At 53.3% G+C, this 20,367-nt stretch carries 19 protein-coding genes; 15 read left to right on the plus strand and 4 right to left on the minus strand.

The annotated features are described in order from the left end of the window. Window positions 1-38: 38 nt before the first annotated feature. Complete coding sequence (locus CRP01_RS28925) at window positions 39-668, minus strand: hypothetical protein (RefSeq protein ID WP_099153550.1); 630 nt, start codon at window positions 666-668, stop codon at window positions 39-41. Window positions 669-916: 248 nt separating this feature from the next. Here CRP01_RS28925 and CRP01_RS28930 point away from each other — a divergent pair, with 248 nt between their 5' ends. The 9 genes from CRP01_RS28930 (at window position 917) to CRP01_RS28970 (ending at window position 10,417) form a co-directional block, all read left to right on the plus strand. Continuing rightward, on the plus strand, window positions 917-1,912 hold the full coding sequence (locus CRP01_RS28930) for an AAA family ATPase (protein WP_099153551.1): 996 nt from the start codon (window positions 917-919) through the stop codon (window positions 1,910-1,912). A gap of 131 nt (window positions 1,913-2,043) precedes the next feature. Next, complete coding sequence (locus CRP01_RS28935) at window positions 2,044-2,913, plus strand: DUF58 domain-containing protein (RefSeq protein WP_099153552.1); 870 nt, start codon at window positions 2,044-2,046, stop codon at window positions 2,911-2,913. Continuing rightward, a complete protein-coding gene (locus CRP01_RS28940) occupies window positions 2,910-3,956 on the plus strand; it encodes a hypothetical protein (RefSeq protein ID WP_099153553.1) in 1,047 nt (348 codons plus the stop codon). The genes CRP01_RS28935 and CRP01_RS28940 overlap by 4 nt, the downstream gene beginning before the upstream one ends. Window positions 3,957-4,052: 96 nt before the next feature. Next, window positions 4,053-5,051 carry a vWA domain-containing protein gene (locus CRP01_RS28945; RefSeq protein WP_099153554.1) on the plus strand — a complete coding sequence of 333 codons (999 nt, stop codon included), beginning with the start codon at window positions 4,053-4,055 and terminating at the stop codon, window positions 5,049-5,051. Between the two features lie 57 nt (window positions 5,052-5,108). Continuing rightward, entirely contained in the window at window positions 5,109-6,137 is a 1,029-nt protein-coding gene (locus CRP01_RS28950) for a vWA domain-containing protein (RefSeq protein ID WP_099153555.1), read from the plus strand. Window positions 6,138-6,326: 189 nt separating this feature from the next. Continuing rightward, window positions 6,327-7,052 carry a tetratricopeptide repeat protein gene (locus CRP01_RS28955; protein ID WP_099153556.1) on the plus strand — a complete coding sequence of 242 codons (726 nt, stop codon included), beginning with the start codon at window positions 6,327-6,329 and terminating at the stop codon, window positions 7,050-7,052. A 98-nt stretch (window positions 7,053-7,150) separates the two neighbouring features. After that, complete coding sequence (locus CRP01_RS28960) at window positions 7,151-7,843, plus strand: BatD family protein (protein ID WP_099153557.1); 693 nt, start codon at window positions 7,151-7,153, stop codon at window positions 7,841-7,843. Beyond that, on the plus strand, window positions 7,840-9,576 hold the full coding sequence (locus CRP01_RS28965; RefSeq protein WP_099153558.1) for a BatD family protein: 1,737 nt from the start codon (window positions 7,840-7,842) through the stop codon (window positions 9,574-9,576). Before CRP01_RS28960 ends, CRP01_RS28965 begins: the two co-directional genes overlap by 4 nt. Before the next feature lie 148 nt (window positions 9,577-9,724). Continuing rightward, a complete protein-coding gene (locus CRP01_RS28970; RefSeq protein ID WP_143473574.1) occupies window positions 9,725-10,417 on the plus strand; it encodes a head GIN domain-containing protein in 693 nt (230 codons plus the stop codon). A gap of 107 nt (window positions 10,418-10,524) precedes the next feature. On the opposite strand, the gene CRP01_RS28975 is transcribed toward CRP01_RS28970, so the two are convergent. Then, window positions 10,525-11,253 (minus strand): D-Ala-D-Ala carboxypeptidase family metallohydrolase, encoded by a 729-nt coding sequence (locus CRP01_RS28975; RefSeq protein ID WP_099153560.1) that lies wholly within the window; start codon window positions 11,251-11,253, stop codon window positions 10,525-10,527. A gap of 312 nt (window positions 11,254-11,565) precedes the next feature. Between CRP01_RS28975 and CRP01_RS28980 the strand changes: the two genes are divergently transcribed. The 6 genes from CRP01_RS28980 (at window position 11,566) to CRP01_RS29005 (ending at window position 16,658) form a co-directional block, all read left to right on the plus strand. Next, window positions 11,566-12,099 (plus strand): RNA polymerase sigma factor, encoded by a 534-nt coding sequence (locus CRP01_RS28980; protein ID WP_262510342.1) that lies wholly within the window; start codon window positions 11,566-11,568, stop codon window positions 12,097-12,099. A 136-nt stretch (window positions 12,100-12,235) separates the two neighbouring features. After that, a complete protein-coding gene (locus CRP01_RS28985) occupies window positions 12,236-12,628 on the plus strand; it encodes a hypothetical protein (protein WP_099153562.1) in 393 nt (130 codons plus the stop codon). A gap of 4 nt (window positions 12,629-12,632) precedes the next feature. Beyond that, entirely contained in the window at window positions 12,633-13,049 is a 417-nt protein-coding gene (locus CRP01_RS28990) for a hypothetical protein (protein ID WP_099153563.1), read from the plus strand. A 150-nt stretch (window positions 13,050-13,199) separates the two neighbouring features. Next, a complete protein-coding gene (locus tag CRP01_RS28995) occupies window positions 13,200-13,679 on the plus strand; it encodes a (2Fe-2S)-binding protein (protein ID WP_099153564.1) in 480 nt (159 codons plus the stop codon). 49 nt (window positions 13,680-13,728) lie between these two features. Then, window positions 13,729-15,918, plus strand: a complete 2,190-nt coding sequence (locus CRP01_RS29000; protein WP_222845831.1) for a xanthine dehydrogenase family protein molybdopterin-binding subunit — start codon at window positions 13,729-13,731, stop codon at window positions 15,916-15,918. 14 nt (window positions 15,919-15,932) lie between these two features. Then, window positions 15,933-16,658, plus strand: coding sequence for a DUF429 domain-containing protein (locus tag CRP01_RS29005; RefSeq protein WP_099153565.1), 726 nt, complete (start codon window positions 15,933-15,935; stop codon window positions 16,656-16,658). A gap of 46 nt (window positions 16,659-16,704) precedes the next feature. On the opposite strand, the gene CRP01_RS29010 is transcribed toward CRP01_RS29005, so the two are convergent. Together CRP01_RS29010 and CRP01_RS29015 are read right to left on the minus strand one after the other, a co-directional pair. Beyond that, a complete protein-coding gene (locus CRP01_RS29010) occupies window positions 16,705-17,121 on the minus strand; it encodes a polymer-forming cytoskeletal protein (RefSeq protein ID WP_099153566.1) in 417 nt (138 codons plus the stop codon). 63 nt (window positions 17,122-17,184) lie between these two features. After that, complete coding sequence (locus CRP01_RS29015) at window positions 17,185-20,289, minus strand: WD40/YVTN/BNR-like repeat-containing protein (RefSeq protein WP_143473575.1); 3,105 nt, start codon at window positions 20,287-20,289, stop codon at window positions 17,185-17,187. Window positions 20,290-20,367 lie beyond the last annotated feature (78 nt).

Consider the following 20,367-nt stretch of genomic DNA (forward strand, 5'->3'; position numbering starts at 1 on the left):
ACATTCTCGGCATCCGCTTGCCAGCGTCTATCCGTCTTCTATAAAAATAGTTCTTCCAATTTGCGGTTGAGTTTCTTCACCCGCTTTTCCAGTAGTTTTTCGAAGGCCGTTTCGGGAGCCAGGATCTTATTGAAGCCATAACCGAATCCGGTCATCAGTACGGGTTTGGGGAAAGGGTGGCCCAGGTCCGTCAATTCGCTATCCGTAAGCACCATAGATTCCGCCCGGCTACCGGAATACAGCACCGGTCGACCGAAACGCAGTTGAATGACCTTGCCGGGTATGTCTACAGATTCGGTTACTTCCAACTGCCGGTTCAGCAAATCCGTCCGATAAACGTTCCGCGTAGTATCGTAGACAAACCCGATGGGCATGGCGTCGAAATTTTCGTCGAAAGCCTCGAGAATGGCCAGATTTTTCAGTTTGGTTTCCATTTGTACGCTTTCCAGTTGGGCCTGCAAGCGGGCGCGGGCCGATTCACTGAGCTCCGGATCGGCGATCGTGGCTTTGATGGCCTGCATTTTCTTTTCCTGACTCGGCAGCCGAACGATCAGAATCGTCCTGTCCAGACCATTGTAGAGTGAATCTTCCAGACTTTGGCCCCGAAGCGGAGAAAATCCAATAAAAACAAGGGCCAGGGAAAACAGAAAAATAGCTTTTGCGTTCATAAAACAAGTATTACCCGGTATAAAGACTAGAAAAAGATCAAAAGAAACTTAAAGTTTTGTTAATTGAGTCAAGGAGCCATTAAGCTTTTGTAGCTACCTGGCCAATCTGCCCACATTGTAATTTTTTTTTAGCAAATTTGTGACCTCTAAATTTTACGCGGGAGCAGCAATTTTGTTGAACCCAGTGCTTTGTCTCTGATATCTCCGGGATCAGGCACTAACTCATCCGCCATTATAAAATAAATAATATGACCCATTCGATTGACATCGAAGCGCTCAACCAACAGATCTACCTCGATAGCGCCTTTGTTGAACGATTAAACGCTGAAACCGGCAAAGTCATTGTCGGGCAGCATCACATGGTAGAACGTTTGCTCCTCGGCCTGCTTACGCGTGGCCACGTTCTGCTGGAAGGTTTGCCCGGTCTGGCCAAAACCCTGGCCATCAAAACCTTGTCCAAGACCATCGATGCCAAATTCAGCCGTATCCAGTTTACACCGGACCTTCTGCCCGCCGATATCATCGGTACCATGATCTATAACCCCAGCCAAAATGAGTTTTCCGTCCGGAAAGGTCCCATTTTTGCCAACTTCGTACTGGCGGATGAGATCAACCGGGCGCCGGCCAAGGTGCAAAGTGCACTGCTCGAGGCCATGCAGGAACGCCAGGTGACGATCGGTAACGAAACGTTCAAATTGCAGGAACCCTTTCTGGTACTGGCTACCCAGAACCCGATCGAACAGGAAGGTACCTATCCGCTGCCGGAAGCCCAGGTCGACCGTTTCATGCTGAAGGTAAAGATCACCTATCCCAAACAGGAGGAAGAACGGGAGATCATTCGCCGCAACCTGAAGGGCGACTTTGAAAATGTCAATGCGGTTGTCAAACCGGAAGAGATCATCAAAGCCCGCGAATCTGTCCGCAAGGTATATATGGACGAAAAGATCGAACAGTACATTCTGGATATCGTTTTCGCCACCCGGACCCCGGCCGATTACCGGCTCAAGAATCTGGAACTGCTCATCAACTACGGCGGTTCGCCGCGGGCGAGTATCGCGCTGGCTATGGCCGCTAAGGCCTATGCTTTTCTGCAACGCCGCGGTTACGTTATTCCGGAAGATGTACGGAGCGTTTGCCACGATGTAATGCGTCACCGCATCGGCCTGACCTACGAGGCCGAAGCCGAGAACGTCACGCAGGAAGATATTATTAATCAGGTGCTGAATTCGGTAGAGGTACCTTAGGTATGGTCGACGGTGGACGGTCGACGGTGGATGGTATTTCACCCGTCGACCGTCAACCCTCTACCGTCTACCCTCAACCGTCAACCGTCCACCGTCCACCGTCCACCATCAACCATCAACCGTTTCAAAAAATGGAAACCAGCGAACTCCTCAAGAAGGTCCGCAAGATAGAGATCAAGACGAAAGGTCTGAGCAAGCATATCTTTTCCGGAGAGTACCACAGTGCTTTCAAGGGGCGGGGTATGTCCTTCAGCGAAGTTCGCAATTACCAGTACGGGGATGACGTCCGGAATATTGACTGGAACGTTACGGCGCGTACGGGCGATCCGCACGTCAAGATCTTTGAGGAAGAACGGGAACTGACCGTGATGCTGCTGATCGATATGAGCCGGTCTTCCTTTTTCGGTACGGTCAATCAGTTGAAAAACGAGATCCTTACGGAGATCTGTGCCGTGCTGGCCTTTTCGGCCATTCAGAACAACGATAAGGTGGGCGTGATCTTCTTTTCGGACCGGGTGGAAAAATTCATCCCGCCCAAAAAGGGTCGTCAGCATACGCTGCGCATCATTCGCGAATTGATCGATTTTGAACCGACCGGTCACGGTACCGATATGCGTTCTACGCTGGAGTATTTCAACAATGTGGTTAAAAAGCGTAGTATCTGCTTTTTGCTCTCGGATTTCCTGACGGAAAACTACGAAGCACCGCTCCGCATTGTGGCCCGCAAACACGACCTTATCGGCGTGCACCTCGTGGATCCTCGGGAAGAAGAGCTGCCGAATATCGGGCTCATCCGGGCCCTGGACGCCGAAAGCGGCCAGATGCGTTGGATCGATACGGCTTCCAAACGCATCCGGTCCGAATACGCCCAGTGGTACACCGATCACTCCCAGTATTTCAAGCGGGTATTTCTGCGAAGCGGCGCCGATACGGTGACCATCCGCACCAACGAATCCTATGTAAACGCCCTGTTACGGTTTTTTCAGCGAAGAATATCATGACGAAACGCTTTTTAATCTGCATACTCTGGATACTCCTTTTACCGGTAGCGGCGCTGACCCAGTCTACCGTAACGGCGGAACTATCCAATACCGTCATCATGATCGGCGACCAGGTAAAGCTGCAGATCCGGGTCACCCAACCGGGTAATGACAAAGTAGATATCGACCTGAATCCGATCTCAGAAGTAGAAGGCCTGGAAATTGTGAGCGAGACCGCGCCGGTAACCAAAGAAGATCCGGGCGTGAACTATCTGGAAAAGAACGTGATGATCACCTCCTTCGATTCGGGAGAATACGTCGTACCGCAAATTCCCGTACGGCTGATCGGAGCCGACGGCCAGATCGAAACCCTGCAGACCAACCCGATCCCGCTTACGGTCAATACGATCCCCATCGCATCGGATTCGCTGCAACTGGCGCCGATCAAGGATATTGAACGGGAGGATTTCACTTTTCAGGACAGCCTGCCCTATCTGCTGGGTGGTGCCGGAGTGATCATTATCGGTCTGCTGATCTGGTGGTTCTTCTTCAAAAAACACGATGATCAGGGAAAAACCAGGCCTGTTATTATCCGCCCGGCTCACGAAGTGGCGCTGGACAAACTCGAAGAACTGCAAAAACAGGAACTCTGGCAGAAAGGACGGATCAAGGACTATTATAGTATATTGACCTATGTGGCCAGAGAATATCTGGAAAATCGCTTTAAGATCCCCGCACTGGAAAATACAACCGGCGAGATCCTGCAAAAATTGAACGGAGCCCCGGAGATCGATCAGGACCGGCTCCAGACCCTGCGCCAGATCCTGACCTCTTCGGATATGGTGAAATTCGCGAAAGCCGAACCGGCAGCCGCCTTCCATACCGAAGCCATGGATAAGACCCGGCAGTTTATTATCATCACCCAGGCCAAACCGCAGGAGGAAGTAAAAGAAGAAGAAAATATGGAGGAAACCGAAGCGGTGACGGCGGCCGAGGAGCAGAAAACCAAAGAGCCGAATGAGGAAAACGGGGAATCCCCGGAAAATGAAGCAATAAAAGAATAACGATAGGCCGGATGGGCCACCAGGGGCTACACATTAACCGGCATGCCGGTTGCCCGCCCTTTTACACTGCACCCACCGGACCGTCAACGATAGCAAATGTTTGGAGGTATAAGTTTCGCAAACCCGGCAGTACTGATACTGCTCTTATTGATACCCGCTCTGGGCGTCTGGTACTATTACCGGCGGCGGCAGCGTTATGCTACTTTACGAATGCCCACCCTGAGAGGAATTGAAGGGATTCAATCCATCCGGGGCCGGCTGCGGGCATTGCTTCCGATCCTGCGCGTACTGGCGGTAGGCGCTCTGATCATTGCTCTGGCCCGGCCGCAGCAGATCCTGGAAGAGGAGGAAGTAAAAGCCGAGGGTATCGATATTGCCATGGTCATGGACCTGTCCAGTAGTATGCTGGCCGAAGATTTTGAGCCCAACCGCCTGGAAGTGAGCAAACGCGTCGCTTCCGATTTTGTGGATAAACGGGAATTTGACCGCGTCGGACTGATCGTATTTTCCGGTGAGGCCTTTACGCAGTGCCCACTGACCATTGATCACGATGTGGTGAAGACCTTCCTTTCGCAATTGCAGTGCGGCCTGCTGGAAGACGGAACGGCAATCGGGCTGGGACTGGCTACCGCCGTCAACCGGCTCAAGGAAAGCGAAGCCGAAAGCAAGGTCGTGATCCTGCTGACGGACGGAGTGAACAATACCGGATACCAGTCTCCGAAACTGGCGGCTCAGATCGCCCAGGAATTCGGGATCAAGGTCTATACGATCGGCGTGGGCTCCATGGGCGAGACCCTGGCACCGGTCAGCCGACGCAGTGACGGTAAATTTATTTTTGGGATCGCCCGGGTGGAGATCGACGAAGAGTTGCTGAAAGAGATCGCCGATATGACCGGCGGCCAGTATTTCCGGGCCACGGATGCCGAAAGCCTGGAAGCGATCTATGCCTCTATCGACCAACTGGAAAAAACGGAAATGGAAGTGACCTCCTTCCGGCGTTATAAAGAAGAATTTCATCGTTTCGCATTCTGGGGCCTGATCTTCCTCCTGCTGGAGCTGATCCTGCGCTATTCCATACTGCGGACGATTCCATAGCAGGTGAGCACTACCGGCTAAGCGCCGGTTTTGACACACAAACAGTTTAACGACTACATGTTTAGATTCGAACATCCGGAACACTTGTACGCTTTACTGGCCATACCGCTCCTGGTATTGTTCTTTACGGCCAGTCGTTTGCACCGCCGGCGGGCACTCACCCGTTTCGGGGACCTGCAGCTGATGGAGCAGATCGCTCCGGACATGTCCAAATATAAACACACCCTGAAGTTCGTACTCCTGGTCATCGGTATGGCTATCCTCGTGATCGCCTGGGCCAATCCGCAATGGGGCAGCAAAAAGGAAACCGTTACCCGGAAGGGTATCGACCTTTTTATTGCACTGGATATCTCCCAGAGTATGCTGGCGGAGGATATTTCTCCCAGTCGTCTGGAGCGCGCCAAACGTTTTAGTCAAAATCTGGTGGAAGGTCTAAAGGGCGAAAATATCGGGGTGATCTTGTTTGCCTGTAATGCCTATCTACAGGTGCCCCTGACGGTAGACTACAGCTTTGCCGACCTTTTCCTGCGCACGGCCAATCCCGGAATGGCGCCCTCGCAGGGTACTTCCCTGGCGGAAGCCATTCAACTGGCCCAGGAGTCTTTCCCCGAGGAAAACGAACGCAATAAAGCCCTGGTGATCATTTCTGACGGTGAGGAACACGACGGGGCGGCGGCGGTCGTAGCCTCAGAAGCCAATGACAACGGGCTGACCATCTTCACCATCGGTATCGGAAATCCGGAAGGTAGCTTCATCCCGACCAAGGTGGCCGGACGGCAGGACTATAAACGCGATAATGCCGGTAACCCCATTCGGTCCCGCCTGAACGAGGATGCCCTGAAAAGTGTGGCCGAGGCGGGTAACGGACTATATTTTAACCTGGCAGGGCGTGATCAGCAGATCATCAGCGCGCTGCGAGAGCGGATCGACCAGATCGAGAAGCAGGAATTCGAACAGCAATCCTTCACGGATTACGCCAGCTATTTCCAGATATTCATCGCACTGGGACTGGCGTTGCTGATCATCGAGTTCATCATCTCGTACCGGAAGAGCCGGTACCTGGCGGATAAGGATATTTTTGCTTAGAGACTGTTTGAAAACCTCTCACTGGGTTACCCGTACGGGCCGCCACTTTGCACCTATTTTTAACTCCATAGCTGGGCTATGCAGTGAAAAATAGCTTTCAATTGACGCCAAAATCCGGGTTTTTCTCCGGCAGCAGAAGTTTTCAAACAGTCTCTTAGATATGCTTTAGTAACAGCAAAATCAAAAGATATGAAATGGATCGGACTTTTTTTATTGCTATTCCTGTCTGAACTGGCCCTGGCCCAGAAGGACCACCGCTATCTGCGGCAGGGAGACCGCAATTACGAAGAAAACGATCTTGGTGCCGCAGAGGAGGCCTACCGGAAAGCGCTGGAAGCTAAAGAAAGCGCCAAGGGTACCTATAACCTCGGCAATACCATCTACAAGCAGGGCCGCTACGACGAGGCCGTCAAACACTACGAACGGGCGGCGGAAACCACCCGGGAGCCCCAGGCGCGCGCCCACGCTTTCCACAATCTGGGAAATGCCTATTTCCAGCAGGGAGACTATGCCAAAAGTGCCGAAGCGTACAAAAACTCCCTGCGATTGAACCCCAACGATCAGGAAACCAAGATCAACCTGGCGCAGGCCCAGCGACTGATCCAGCCACCGCCTCCGGAACAGGAGCAACAGGAAGGCGAATCGGAAGAACAAAACGAAGAGAACCAGGATCAGCAACAGCAACAACAGGATCAGCAATCTTCCGGACAACAGCAGCAACAGCAAAATCAGCAGGAACAGGACCAGCAACAACAGGACCAGCAATCCCCGGCGGAAGCGCGGGAGGAGCAGGAAAACCTGAGTCGGGAAGAAGCCGAGCGGTTGCTCCAGATCATGGCCAATGAAGAACAAAAGACCATGGAAAAACTGAGGCAGGCCCAGTCCAAAGCCTGTAATTCGGCCAAAGACTGGTAGCGGACGGCACAGTTTTTGTTCGGATATCCATAAAGAATACTTGAAAGTAAGCCCCCAATATATTTAATTTTGCATCCGGCAAACCAAAAACCATAAATATGAAAAGGACTTTACTCGGCCTCCTATTTTTGATCGGGATCACAGCGGGCTTAGCGGCGCAGGAGGGCGCTCGATTTACCGTAGAGGTGAGCACCGATTCCATTCTTTTCGGAAACTATTTCAAGGTTACTTTCAGTCTCGAAAACGCCAGGGGCGGTGAGTTTTCCGCGCCGGACTTTTCTGAGTTCCGCGTAGTGAGCGGTCCCAACCAGGCCTCCAGCATGAGCATCGTCAACGGGCAGGTGACCCAGTCGATCTCTTACGCCTACTATCTCGAACCGAAAGACCTCGGCAACTTTTATATTTTACCGGCCAGTGTAGCTGTTGGCGATAAAGTCATGGAAACCCAACCGATCGAGGTCATGGTCGTTCCCAATCCGGAGAATATCCGGCAAAGCCCGGACAACAATTCCGGTTTTAATATGCAGCAATTCGGATTTGAAGGGATGGACAGCTGGGGAGACGGGATGCCCGACCTGAACCAGATCAATGAAATGTTTCGGAATATGATGCCGAACGGCGGCGATATGGACGGTTTCCAGTTTTTCCAGGACAGCATGCCCTCCTTCAATCTCGATGAATTTTTCCGGATGATGCCGGAATTGCGCATGCAGATCCCGGAGGAATTACAGGAAGGCGAACAACCTAAAGAAGGTAAACGCAAGAAAAAGCGGAAGATCTACAAAGTATGATGGCAAATTGGTACACACTGGTTTTCATTTTTTTGCTCTCCTGCACGCTGCAGGCGCAGAACAATGCTGCATTCGTAGCTACTACGGACGCCAAACAGGTTGTGACCAACGGGTACCTCGAGGTATCCTTTACCCTCAAAAATGCGAAGGGGACGAACTTTCAGCCCCCTGATTTTGCCAATTTCACCGTAGTATCCGGTCCGTCCCGTTCGTCCAGTACGACCATCATCAACGGGCAGATGTCGCAGGAACTGAGCTTTGTGTATACCCTGCAACCCCAGCGCACCGGTCGTTTTACCATCGGCCGGGCCACCATCCTGGTGGGGAATAACCGGATGATGACCGATCCCGTTTCAGTGGAAGTAGTAGAAGGCACGGCGGCTCCCGGAACCAGTGATCAGGAAGTTTTTATCCGCGCGGAGGTTACCGCCACGGATGCCTGGGTCGGACAACAGATCGTACTGGACTACAAATTATATACCACGATCCAGATCGAGAATTACAATATCGTGGACGAATCGGATTACCAGGGTTTTTACGCTCAGGATATCCGTCGCTACGACTCCCGCCTGGTGCGGGAAGTGGTCAACGGCGTCCAGTACGTCACCAAGGTGATCAAGCGGATAGCGCTCTTCCCCCAGCGGGCCGGGCAGTTGACGATCGATCCGCTGAATGTACAGTTGGGCGCCCTGGCGGAAGGGCAGCGACGCGGCGGCTTTTTCTTTAACCGGCAATTGCGCCGCATTCCGGCCCTGACCGAACCGATCAATATTTCTGTGAAGCCGCTACCCGATAATGCGCCGGAAAGTTTCACCGGCGCGGTGGGCGATTTTGAGATCAGCAGTCAGATCAACCGCAATACCTTCTCTACCGACGATGCGATCTCTCTCAAGCTGATGATCAAAGGGAACGGAGATGCCAAACGTATCCAACCCCCGGTCCAGGAATTTCCGGAGGCATTCGAAGTCTATGATCCCAAAACGCTTCGGGAAAACACCTACGAGAGTCAGGGCATTCTGGCCGGTGAAAAAGAGATCGAATACCTGCTGGTACCGACCGAACCTGGTAATTTTCAGCTCCGTCCGGAATTCAGTTGGTTTGATCCCGATAGTGCAGCCTACGTCACATTTCTCAGTCCGGCTTTTCGGGTAGATATCAGTCAGGGTAGTCAACGCCCCAGTACGCCCATCACTTCGGGTGTGGAAACCGAAGCGCCCACCGACATTCGGTTTATTAAAAACGAGACCAGCGTAACGCAGGCCGGTGAAGCATTTCTGGGTTCTTCCGGCTTTTGGATCCTTACCATCCTTCCCTTCATCGTGGTCGGCGGGGCCGCTTTCTGGCGCCGGGCCAATGTACAGCGAAGTGCACTGGATCCGGCCGTGATCCGCCACCGGCGGGCCCGTAAAGTTGCCCTCAAACGACTGGAAACAGCCAAAGGACATCTGCAATCCGGTAACAGTCGCGATTTCTACGATGCCATTGAGCACGCCATGGACGGTTATGTCTGCGATAAACTCCGCATTCCGCAAAGCGAGCTGAGCCGGGAAGTGGTGCGCCAGCGGCTGGAATCCCTGCAGGTAGAAGAAGCCAGGATCGAACGTTTCCTGAAGATCAAACAGAACTGTGAGATCGCCCTCTACGCCGGAATGGATAATTCGGCCGCTATGCAGGAAACCTACGATCAAACCCTGGCCCTGATCGCGGATATCGAAGCTTCCATCAAGGACTAACCGGTATCGGCCACCGAATTTTCTAACCTTGTCTATACCCAAATAGGGGTTCCCCGCTACTTACTGCATCTTAAGAGTGATCATACGCCAGTTAAACGTTTTGGCGACTATTCCGGCCGACGGTCGGATCTTCAAAAATTCACTCGATATGTTACGTACCACATTGTTCTACATCGTTTTAATGGCCGCCTCTTTATTGTACTTCGTACCTCTGCACGGTCAGGAGGAAGAAAGAGGGCTGGCGCCTTTCGAAGCCGTATCCGTCACGGGCGGTATTGAGGTCATTCTGGAAAAGGGAGATTCCGAAAAGGCGAAGATCCGCACCTGGGGGATCGACGTTGAAAAAGTGGACCTTTTTGTAAAGGGCAGAACCCTGAAAATACAATTACTCAATCTTTCCAAGATCGACGATCGTCAGGTAAAAGTCTACCTGACCTATAAAGAACTGCATGGCGTAAGAGCCACGGCCGGTGCCCGGGTGTATGGCCGCGACCTGATCGAATCCGATCGTTTTGTCGTGCGGGTCGGCAGTGGAGGATTTGCCGATCTGGAAGTGGAGACCAATTCACTGGACGCCCGCGCCGGTGAAGGCGGCGTTATCGAAATTTCCGGTAAAGCGGATACCGTTGATGTCAGCGCCTCTACCGGCGGACGCTACGAAGGTTATGACCTCGAGGCCAATCGGACCCACGCCCGGGCCAGTACCGGCGGGGAGATCACGGTAGTGGCCCACGAAGCGCTGGATGCTTCGGCGAATACCGGCGGCAGTATCAATTACCGCGGTCAGCCGAAAGAAAAAAATACCCGCACGCTGTTTTCCGGCGGTATTCATAAAATGTAGGAGGAAACGTTTGAAAGTGGAAAGGTGGAAATGTGGGAAGGTTGGAATGTGGCCGGTTGGAAAAATTTCACCGGCTGCGCGGATTCCTGTGATCTCCACCTCTCCGCTTATTGGGCGTCCCATCTGGCCCGGTAACCCCGCGTATCAAAATGGACCGTCCGGGAGCCGGGATACCGGCCGACTCCACCCGCATCCCGAATAACTTTTTCTTCCAGTATCTTCAGCACGATCGCCTTGTCTGCACCGGTATAACGTCCGTTTCCGTCCACATCACCGATAACCAGATCGACCGCCTGTCCGAGAATATGGCGACTGTTCCCAACGCCGTTCACCTCTCGGTTCAAACGAGGATCCCGGTGGGCATACCGGATCCGGAAAGCATCCGGCCGGTTCCCCGTCTGCCGCAGTATCTCCTGTAATGCCACTAGCTTTTTCAACATCCGGACATCCGTCAGCCAAAATACCTCCTCCTCCAGGCCGTATACCGCCTTCCAGTAAACCCAGTCTCTGGAAACAAAGTCCCGGATCCGGAAATCACCGGCGATCTTCTGGAAAAGGTCAGTATTGGGAATTTGGTAATACCTGGCCGAACTCAGCATTTTCCGGTATTTGGGCAGATCGGACTCGGTAGCTTTTATATATGCTGCCGGTAAGTCGGAAAAGGCGACCATTTTCCAGCGCTTGAGGATCTGATCAATTTCGCTGTTTTGGATGACAGTGGGATTTGGGTGCAATATATCGTACCAACTCTGCCGCAGGAAGATCACCGTATAAGGATTACCAATCAGCGCCAGCAGGACCAGCAGCACTATTATTCTGACAGATTTTCGCAACATAGGCTCAGGGGTTTCATTTCAGATTATCGTATGGGTTTGCAAATTCAGGGCCACTCCAATTCCATGTAAGCACTCATTTCGTACAGAAATTGCGGGCTTCGGGAAAAAATCGGCAACTTAGGTTGTCTAAGCAATAGAAGGTTTCGAATATGCTTACACAAAAAATAAACGAAAGACCAAAACCCAGGCATATTCTTCAGTCAAAAGGATAAAGCGAAACCGAAAAGATCTTTTCGGGTAAGTACTTTTGCCGGACCTTCGGACAAAATAAAACGCGAGATCATTACAGCACCACCGATTACCGATGCAGCGCTGGTCGAGAAAGCTAAGCAAAACGACCGGCAAGCTTTCCAGTTGCTTGTGCAAAGGCACGAGCAGCAGGTACGGGCTACCGTATTGGGTATGCTGGGCCCGGTAGCGGAGGCGGATGATGTCGCACAGGAAGTTTTCATCCGTTTCTTTCGTTCTTTGGACAACTTTAGGGGTGATGCGCAGTTAACTACTTATCTTAGTAGAATCGCCATCAACCTGTCTCTAAACGAGCTGAAACGGCGGCAGCGCGCACAGAAACGTTTTTTATTCTGGCAAAGATCGGACACTACGATCCCCGATCCGGCGGATGAACACGCCGATCCGGCGAGAATGGACGATCAGCAACTGGTGCGACAGGCGCTGCAATACATTGACGCTGATTACCGCTCCGTGATCATTTTGCGATTGCTGGATGGTTATTCGGTAAAAGAGACCGCAGAGATTCTGGATATTCCCATGGGGACCGTCGCTTCCCGGCTGGCCCGTGGGTTGGACAAACTAAAAGAAGTGATCGTTCGCTGGAAAGCGATGTGAAATCTGGATAAATTGATGGAAGGTAGACACCGAGATCCGGGGCATGCCCTGGTAAGAAAAGCCCCAGGCGTATGGTATTTAAAAAGCAAATCCGGGTTAAAAGATCCGGCACCGGTCTACCGTAAAATTAACTGGTATGGAACCAAACAACATTAAAAACTTACTACTTCGCTCCATCACCGAGCCCATGTCCGCCGCGGAACAGGAGCAACTTCGCGCTGCCCTGGAGGTATCCGAAGAGCTGCGCCGGGAACAGGAACAGTTGACCTATACCCGGGAACTGGTGCAGCAGGCGATCCCCGCAGCGGATCCGGGATTTTCCCAAAAGGTATTGGAACGACTCCAGAAAGGGCGAAAAGAAGTAGCGCTGGTCGTACAATTGTTTCCCCGGGTGGCGGCAGCCTGTGTGGCGGTTATCCTGGCCTTGGGTTTATTTTTGTATTTTGAAGCAGGTAGCTTATCTACCGATGCACTGGTAGGGCTGCAAGATCTGTCGATAGAAGAAGCTGTTGCTTTGACTGAATATTAAAAACATGAAAAGCATAAAGGGCCTTTTAACAATAATTGGTTTACTGTCACTTGGTTTTGTCGGTGGTTTTTTCACCCACCGCCAGGTAACCATCCAACAGGTGCAGAAGGTACGGGAGATCGGACAAGCTCCCGGTTTCCAACGGCACCTGTTACAGTTCCTCGAGCCGAGTGCTGACCAACGGGAACAACTCGAACCGATCATCAGCCGCTACGCCCAGCAAATGGGTGAGCAGTGGCGCGAACACCGGGCAGAACGCAAAGTGCTCGTGGACGCCATGCACGAAGAGATCAAACCCCTGCTCACCAGCGATCAACTGCAAAAACTGGACGATTTCTCCAAACGTTTCCGAACCCGCAGGGATAAGAACGGTAAATCGCGTCGCGAAAAGCGCCCGGAACAGACCGGCCTGGAACAGTAATCGATACTAACGGCTGGAAGCCACCGGATTAGCATGGCCCGGCTCCCAGCCATCCGCTCTTTCTCCTACTCCTGTCAGCCGGAAAACTCTTCCGATATTCCCTAAACACCTCTGCTGATTTTTCGTTATATTGAAGTAAAACGAAAAACCATGCAATCCTCCAAAACCTCCCTCCAGCTTTCCGTCAACGGTCAGCAGTATACACTGGACGTTGATCCGGAAACCCCACTACTCTACGTACTGCGCAATCAATTACAGAAAAACGGACCCAAATACGGTTGCGGCTACGGCCAGTGCGGTGCCTGTATGGTACTGCTGGATAACCAGGCCGTGATGAGTTGTTTGCTTCCCGTCAGCGCCGTGACCGATAAAGAGATCGTAACGATAGACGGCCTGGCCGCCATCGACGGCAGTCTGCACCCTATCCAGCAGGCTTTTATCGACGAGCAGGCCGCCCAATGCGGCTATTGCACCAACGGGATGATCATGGCCAGTGTAGCGCTCCTTACACGGAGCAAGGATGCCGGGGAAGAAGAGATCCGCCAGGCCCTGCAGACTAATCTTTGTCGCTGCGGCACGCAGTCCCGGGTTCTCCGCGCCGTAAAGCAGGCCCAGGAATCCATGCAGTAGCCAATCTCCCTTTCTTTCATCCCATTGCTCACTTAAAGTATACCCTAACATGAAAAATATAGCACGTCGTGAATTTCTTCTAAAAAGCGGTTATCTGTCCATTGGATTCAGCCTGCTCGGTTGTACTCAGGGCAGCAACGCGGCAACACCAACACCTCTGGGTGAAGCGGCAGATTTCAGCCTCGATCCCCAGATGGCTCCGCTCCCGGACGGCTCCCGGATCGACGCCTGGCTGCAGGTACTCGAAAACGGACAGGTGCGGGTGCTGACCGGAAAAATGGAATTGGGCCAGGGCCTCAAAGTAGTCATGCAACAGGTAGCCGGCGAAGAACTGAATATCCCTCCCCAGCGGATCGACGTGCTTATCGCCGATACCGGCCGCACCCAGAATGAGGGCGTCACGGCCGGCAGCCGATCAGTTGAGCGTAGCGCCATGACGGTACGCCGCGCCGCTGCCGCCGCCCGCGAGTACATGAAACAGCTGGCCGCCAAAAAATGGGAAACCGATGCGGATGCGCTGGAGCTGACACCGGAGGGTGTCAAAAACAATAGCGGAACCATCTTATCCTTCACCGATCTCTTAGCCGGTCAGCAGTTAGATACCGAGATCCCGCAGGACGTTTCCCTGAAACCCAAAGATCAATACCAGTGGGTGGGTAGTCCCGTTCCCCATCCGGATCTGGAAAAGATCGTACGGGGAGACGCCGTCTACATTCAGGATATGCGTTTGCCGGAAATGGTGCACGCCCGACTGGTAAGACCACCGGTGTACGATGCCCGTTTGCAAAGCAGGGACCAGGCTATCGAACGGATGCCGGGTGTTTTGCAGATCGTGGAGAACGGTTCTTTCCTGGCGGTGATCGCCGAGGAAGAATACCAGGCGGTCAAAGCGGCCGATGCCCTGCAAAAGAGTGCACAGTGGGAAAGTGGCACCGCCCTGCCTGAGGTCCGTTCCTGGGCAGACTATATGTTGGAGCAGGGCGAAAAAGCCAATCATCCGGCTCCTGCTTCCGGTAATGCCCACCACGCAATCTACTCCAAACCTTATGTCATGCACGGCTCTATCGGACCGTCCTGTGCCATTGCGGTTTACGATGAAGAGCGCCTACACATCTGGAGTCATTCCCAGGGCGTATATAACCTCCGGGCTACCGTCAGTGATATGACCGGCATACCGGAGGAGTCCATTCGCGTCACCGGGGTGCGCGGCTCCGGCTGCTATGGACACAACGGGGCGGATGATGTCGGCGGCGATGCCGCGCTGATCGCCGTGGCTTTTCCCGGCCGGCCGGTACGCCTGCAGTGGCAGCGGTCCGATGAGCACCAGTGGGAACCCTACGGCTCGGCCATGCGTATGGAGCTGTCCGCGTCCCTGGATAATTCCGGGAGGATCAATTCCTGGCGGTACGATCTGTGGTCCGATGGTCACAGTACCCGGCCACGTGGGAACGCCGGTAATCTGATCGGTGCCCGCCTGCTGGCGGAACCCGCCGTCTTCGGTGGATCCGGGCGGGTAGGTGGCGGCACGCGTAACTCAGAGCCCTACTACCGCATTCCGAAAGTCGATGTCAGCGATCACCACGTTGCCGGTCCGCTACGCACTTCCGCCCTGCGCAGTCTGGGCGCCTACGCCAACATCTTTGCCATTGAAAGCTTTATGGATGAGCTGGCCAAAAAAGCCGGTAAAGATCCACTGGATTTCCGGATCGAGCATTCCGATGACGAGCGTTCCGTCGCCGTCCTGGAGGCTCTGCGCGATCTGATCAAAAGTGAACCTGCTGCTGCCGGTGAAGGACTGGGTATCGCATTTTCCCGCTATAAGAACAGTGCGTCCTACTGTGCGGTCGCCGCCAAAGTTCGGGTCGATCTGGAACAGAAAAAGATCCGCCCCCTCAAAATGTGGGCCGTGCTGGAAGCCGGCGAAGCCATTAATACGGACGGACTGAAAAATCAAACGGAAGGCGGGATGATCCAGTCCGCGAGCTGGACGCTGAAAGAGGAAGTCAAATTCGATACGCAGGAGATCCTCAGTAAAAACTGGACGGAATATCCCATTATTCGCTACGACGCCATTCCCGAAACCGAAGTTGTGATCATCGACCGGCCGGACCTTCCACCGTTGGGTGCCGGTGAATCCGCACAGGGTCCCGCGGGAGCGGCTATCGCCAATGCAGTGTATGCAGCCTGTGGAAAACGGGTGCGGGAGTTGCCGATTGAACGGTATTTGTTTGGAAGTTAGGAAATCGGGAGTACATGACGATCGGTATTGACGGGTGTAAAAGTGGATGGGTAGCCGCCTTACAACAATCCGGTGAGATCAGGTTGGAAGTGTTTCCGGACCTGGACCAGCTCTGGCAGCAGTACGGCCCGACCTGTACCTTACTGCTCATCGATATGCCGATCGGCGTTTCCGATGGCGGTCCGGAAGGGCGCAGCTGCGACCGTCTGGCGCGCCGGATGTTGAGCCCGAGAAGGCACAGCAGCGTGTTCACCCCACCCTGTCGCCAGGCTTTGTACGCTCCGATACTGGAAGCATCCGCGGTCAATTATCAACTGACCGGCAAAAAGCTTTCCCGGCAGACCATCAATATTATGCCTAAAATGCGGGAGGTTGATCAATGGCTACGCAACCTGCCTCCAACCGCTCGCCAACGGATCCGCGAAAGCCACCCGGAAGTGGTTTTTACCGCTCTGAACAGCGGCACCCCATTGTTTTTCAATAAAAAAAGCAAGGAAGGGCAATCGGAACGGCTGAACCTGTTGGAGCAACATCATCCCGGTATGCAAGAGATACTGAAGGAAGCACAAAACCGTATCCTGCGGAAAACCGCTCTGACAGATGATCTCATCGATGCACTGGTACTGGGCATAGCGTCGAAAATCGCTACAGGATCGCCGGACTGCGGTCAAAGTTTGCCCCATCCTCCGCCACTTGACGCCGAAGGTCTGCGCATGGAGATCTTTTACGTTAATCCATAGAGAAACGGGTCTGATCCACCGGAAATACAATTTGGATGGTCGGTCTTCAGCGCTTTCGCCCCGGATCCAGCCGATTCACAAAATCTTCCGGGATAACCGTGTTTACATTGCCATCTAGAAAAACTCCATCCTGAATGACCAGGGTGTAATAGGTGATCTGCCCCTTTACCACGGCACCTTTTATGAGGATAAGCTTTTCACACTTCAGATCCCCATGAAATTCACCCGTTATTTTAATCGTATTTTCCGACTGGCCCAAAACATTGCCCCGCAGGGTGCCCGCCAGATGTAAATGCACTCCGGGCGCAAGCAGCAGGTGCGCTTCGTTGTTCCCATTCAGAACGATAGTTTCGTCGAGAACCCGATCCTCACGCAGGTTGGCCACCTCCGGAGCGTCGGCCCAGTTCCAGGGCTCCAGTATATCCACATTGAGCCATTTCCGTATTCTGTTCTTCCAATTCATCCGGAGTTTTTTGGTCCGTTGCCCGTTTCCATTAAGCTCCCGTTTAGCACCTGCTTATTCCCACTATTTCTTCGGTAGCAGGATATATGGAATGTCCTCCTCTTCGATGGCCGCCTGGTAAGCCGGAAGCTCCTCCCGGATCAGTTTTTGGTAGGCCTCGTCAAAAGGTTGGTATTCCCGTTGCAGATCGGTCCAGCGCTCCAGTTCACCGGCAGAGGGCTGATCATTCTGACTGATCACCACCCGGTACAGGCGAATCAGGTGATTGGTGAATTTCCGGGGATAATTGATCTCATCCTGACTGGTCTCGATCTGTCGCTGGTAGATCATATCTTCCAGTTCCAAAGCCCGGTCACTTAGTTTTTTCCCGGCCTCCCGGAGCTGCGGAAATTCGTCGCGGGAAGTCAGATTTTTATTCGTCTGCCCGATCTGTTCCCGGATGGCCCGTAGGTTCTGCAGTCGCCGCTGGCTTTCCGTTAGGAGGGCGGCTACATCGAATGCCAGTTTGAAATTTGCCAGCAGATCGCGGTCGGATACTTCCCAACGCGGATCTTTAAGGATATTGAAGTCCTGAGTAAATTCTTTCTCTCCCACCCGGAGGCGTACCGTGTATTTTCCCGGAGCCGCCTGTGGCCCCTCACCCGGATAGCGCATATCCATCATCATCAGATCGGGCACCAGTTCCGGACGGGGATAACTTTGGTCCCACTCCACCTGATTGATACCGGCTTCCACCTCGAGTTGCTCCTCTTTTTCCTCCGCTCCGGTCCACCAGCTTTGGATCTCTTCGCCCCGGGCATCCAAAATACTGAGTTCGACCTTTTCACTGGAATCCACTTCTTCCAGATAAAAGCGGATATTGGCCCGATAAGGCGAATATCCACCTTCGCTCCATCCCAGATTAGTCCGGTACGTATCGGCCAGTGGGAATAATTGCACGGATGCCGACTTGGACTCCCGCTTCAATTCCCGCAGCAGACTAATGTCATCCATGATCCAGAAGCCACGGCCCTGCGTCGAAATTACCAGATCCCCGCGGTGCACTTCCAGGTCGGTGATGGGCGTATACGGCAGGTTTCGCTGTAAGGTTTGCCAGTTGGCGCCATCATCCATCGAGTAATAGATCCCGAATTCCGTGCCGGCAAAAAGCAGGCCCGTCATTTCCTCATCTTCATCGATAGCCCGCACAAAATGGCCATCGGGAATACCGTTGGTGATCTTTTCCCAGTTCTTACCGTAGTTTTCAGTTTTGAAAATATAGGGTTTGAAATCATTATCCCGGTAACGGTACACGACCGCATAAGCCTTTCCAGCCTGGTGGGCAGAAGGGCAAATGGCGTTGACCGTACCCTCGGCTGGCATATTTTTGGGTGTGATATCCTGCCAGTCTTTACCACCATTGCGGGTCAGTTGGATCCGTCCGTCGTCCGAACCTACCCACAGCGTACGCGCATCGTGGGGGTCTTCTTCAAAACTAAAAATGGTACTGTACACTTCCACACCGGTAGCATCGTGCTGGATGGGCCCGCCCGGAATACCGTGGTATTTATCCAGCTTATTGGTCAGGTCCGGACTGATCAATTGCCAGTTCTGACCTTCGTCGGTAGAGCGATGTACATAGTTGGAAGTATGATAGATCACCGTCGGATCGTGGCGGGATACCCGGATCGGAAAATTCCACTGCCAACGGTATTTAAGTTTCCGTTGTTCGGTACCTTCCGTGTAGTGTGGATAGGCTCCCACATCCCGGTACTCATCCGTTTTGCGATTGATTCGGGTAATGATGCCGCTGTAAGTGGTGGCGTAAACAATATCCGGATCGGTGGGATGGACCGCAACGTCCGCGCTCTCTCCCCCACCAACTTCATACCAGTGCTGTTTGGCGTCGAGCCCACCGGAAACCCGGCTGGGGATCGAGATAGTCGTATTGTCCTGCTGGCCCGCATACAGGCGATAAGGGAATTGATTGTCGACCGTCAGCCGGTAGAATTCGGCCGTAGGCTGGTTATTTTGTGTCGTCCAGGTCCGGCCCCCGTTGAGCGTAATGGTGGCACCGCCGTCATTGGTATTGATGAAAATATCGGGATTGTCGGGATTGATCCATACGGCGTGGCAGTCTCCGTGGGGAACCCCGAAGCGGGTATCAAAGGTTTTGCCACCGTCGATCGATTTGTAAAAGCCGGTATTGGTCACGTAGACCGTATTCTCGTTCTGCGGGTCGGCAAAGATCCGGGAATAATACCAGCCGCGCTGGCGGAGTTTATGGTCGCGGTTAATGCGTTTAAAACTCGCACCGCCGTCATCCGAGCGGTATACGCCGCCGGCTTCTTCCGCGGCAGTCTGTTGGATCACCCAGATACGTTTGGGATTAACCGGTGAAATATCGACACCGATCTTTCCGATCAGTCCTTCGGGCAGACCGTTGGTAATGCGTTCCCAGTTCTTACCGGCATCCACGGAGCGGTAAAGGCCGCCGGTTTCGCCGCCGTCGATCAGTGTCCATGGCTTGCGTTCGGCCCGCCACATTCCCGCGTAGATGATCGCCGAATTCTCCGGATGGATGGCCAGGTCCACCGCGCCGGTTGTATCGTTCAGGAAGAAGACCTGCTCCCAGCTGTCGCCGCCGTCCGTAGATTTGTAAACGCCGCGTTCTTTGTTGGGGCCAAAGATATTGCCCAGGGCGGCAGCGTACACTACGTTCGGATCGTGGGGATCATAAACGATATCGCCGATCTGTCCGCATTTTTCCATGCCGACCTTTTTCCAGTTTTCACCGCCATCGATGGTTTTGTACATGCCCACGCCGGGACTCACATTGCCTCGCGGACTATCCGAACCGGTGCCCACCAGGATGGTCTCGGGAGCGCGATGGGACACCGCGATCGAACCGATGCTGCCGCATTCGATGCCGCTGTCGGAGATATTGGTCCAGCTATTTCCCGCATCATCGGTTTTCCAGACGCCACCACCGGTATAGCCGGCGTAAAAGACGAAAGGCTGTCCGGGCACTCCGGTAGCTGCTGTAGCCCGACCTCCGCGAAACGGCCCGGCAAAACGGTATTCCAGCGTTTCCAGCCACTCCGAAGGTATTGCTTGTGAAAATGAGTATAAAGGTGTGCAGATAATGGCCAGGACGGCCAAGGTCCGTAGAGATCGAATCGTACGCATAATTTTGCCTGGGAATTGATGATCAGAAAAAATATTTACACTTCTATTTGCCGTTTATCCTTCCCCGATCATTGCAGT

The sequence above is a fragment of the Flavilitoribacter nigricans DSM 23189 = NBRC 102662 genome (assembly GCF_002646595.1).
In the GTDB taxonomy this organism is placed as follows: Bacteria; Bacteroidota; Bacteroidia; order Chitinophagales; family Saprospiraceae; genus Flavilitoribacter; species Flavilitoribacter nigricans.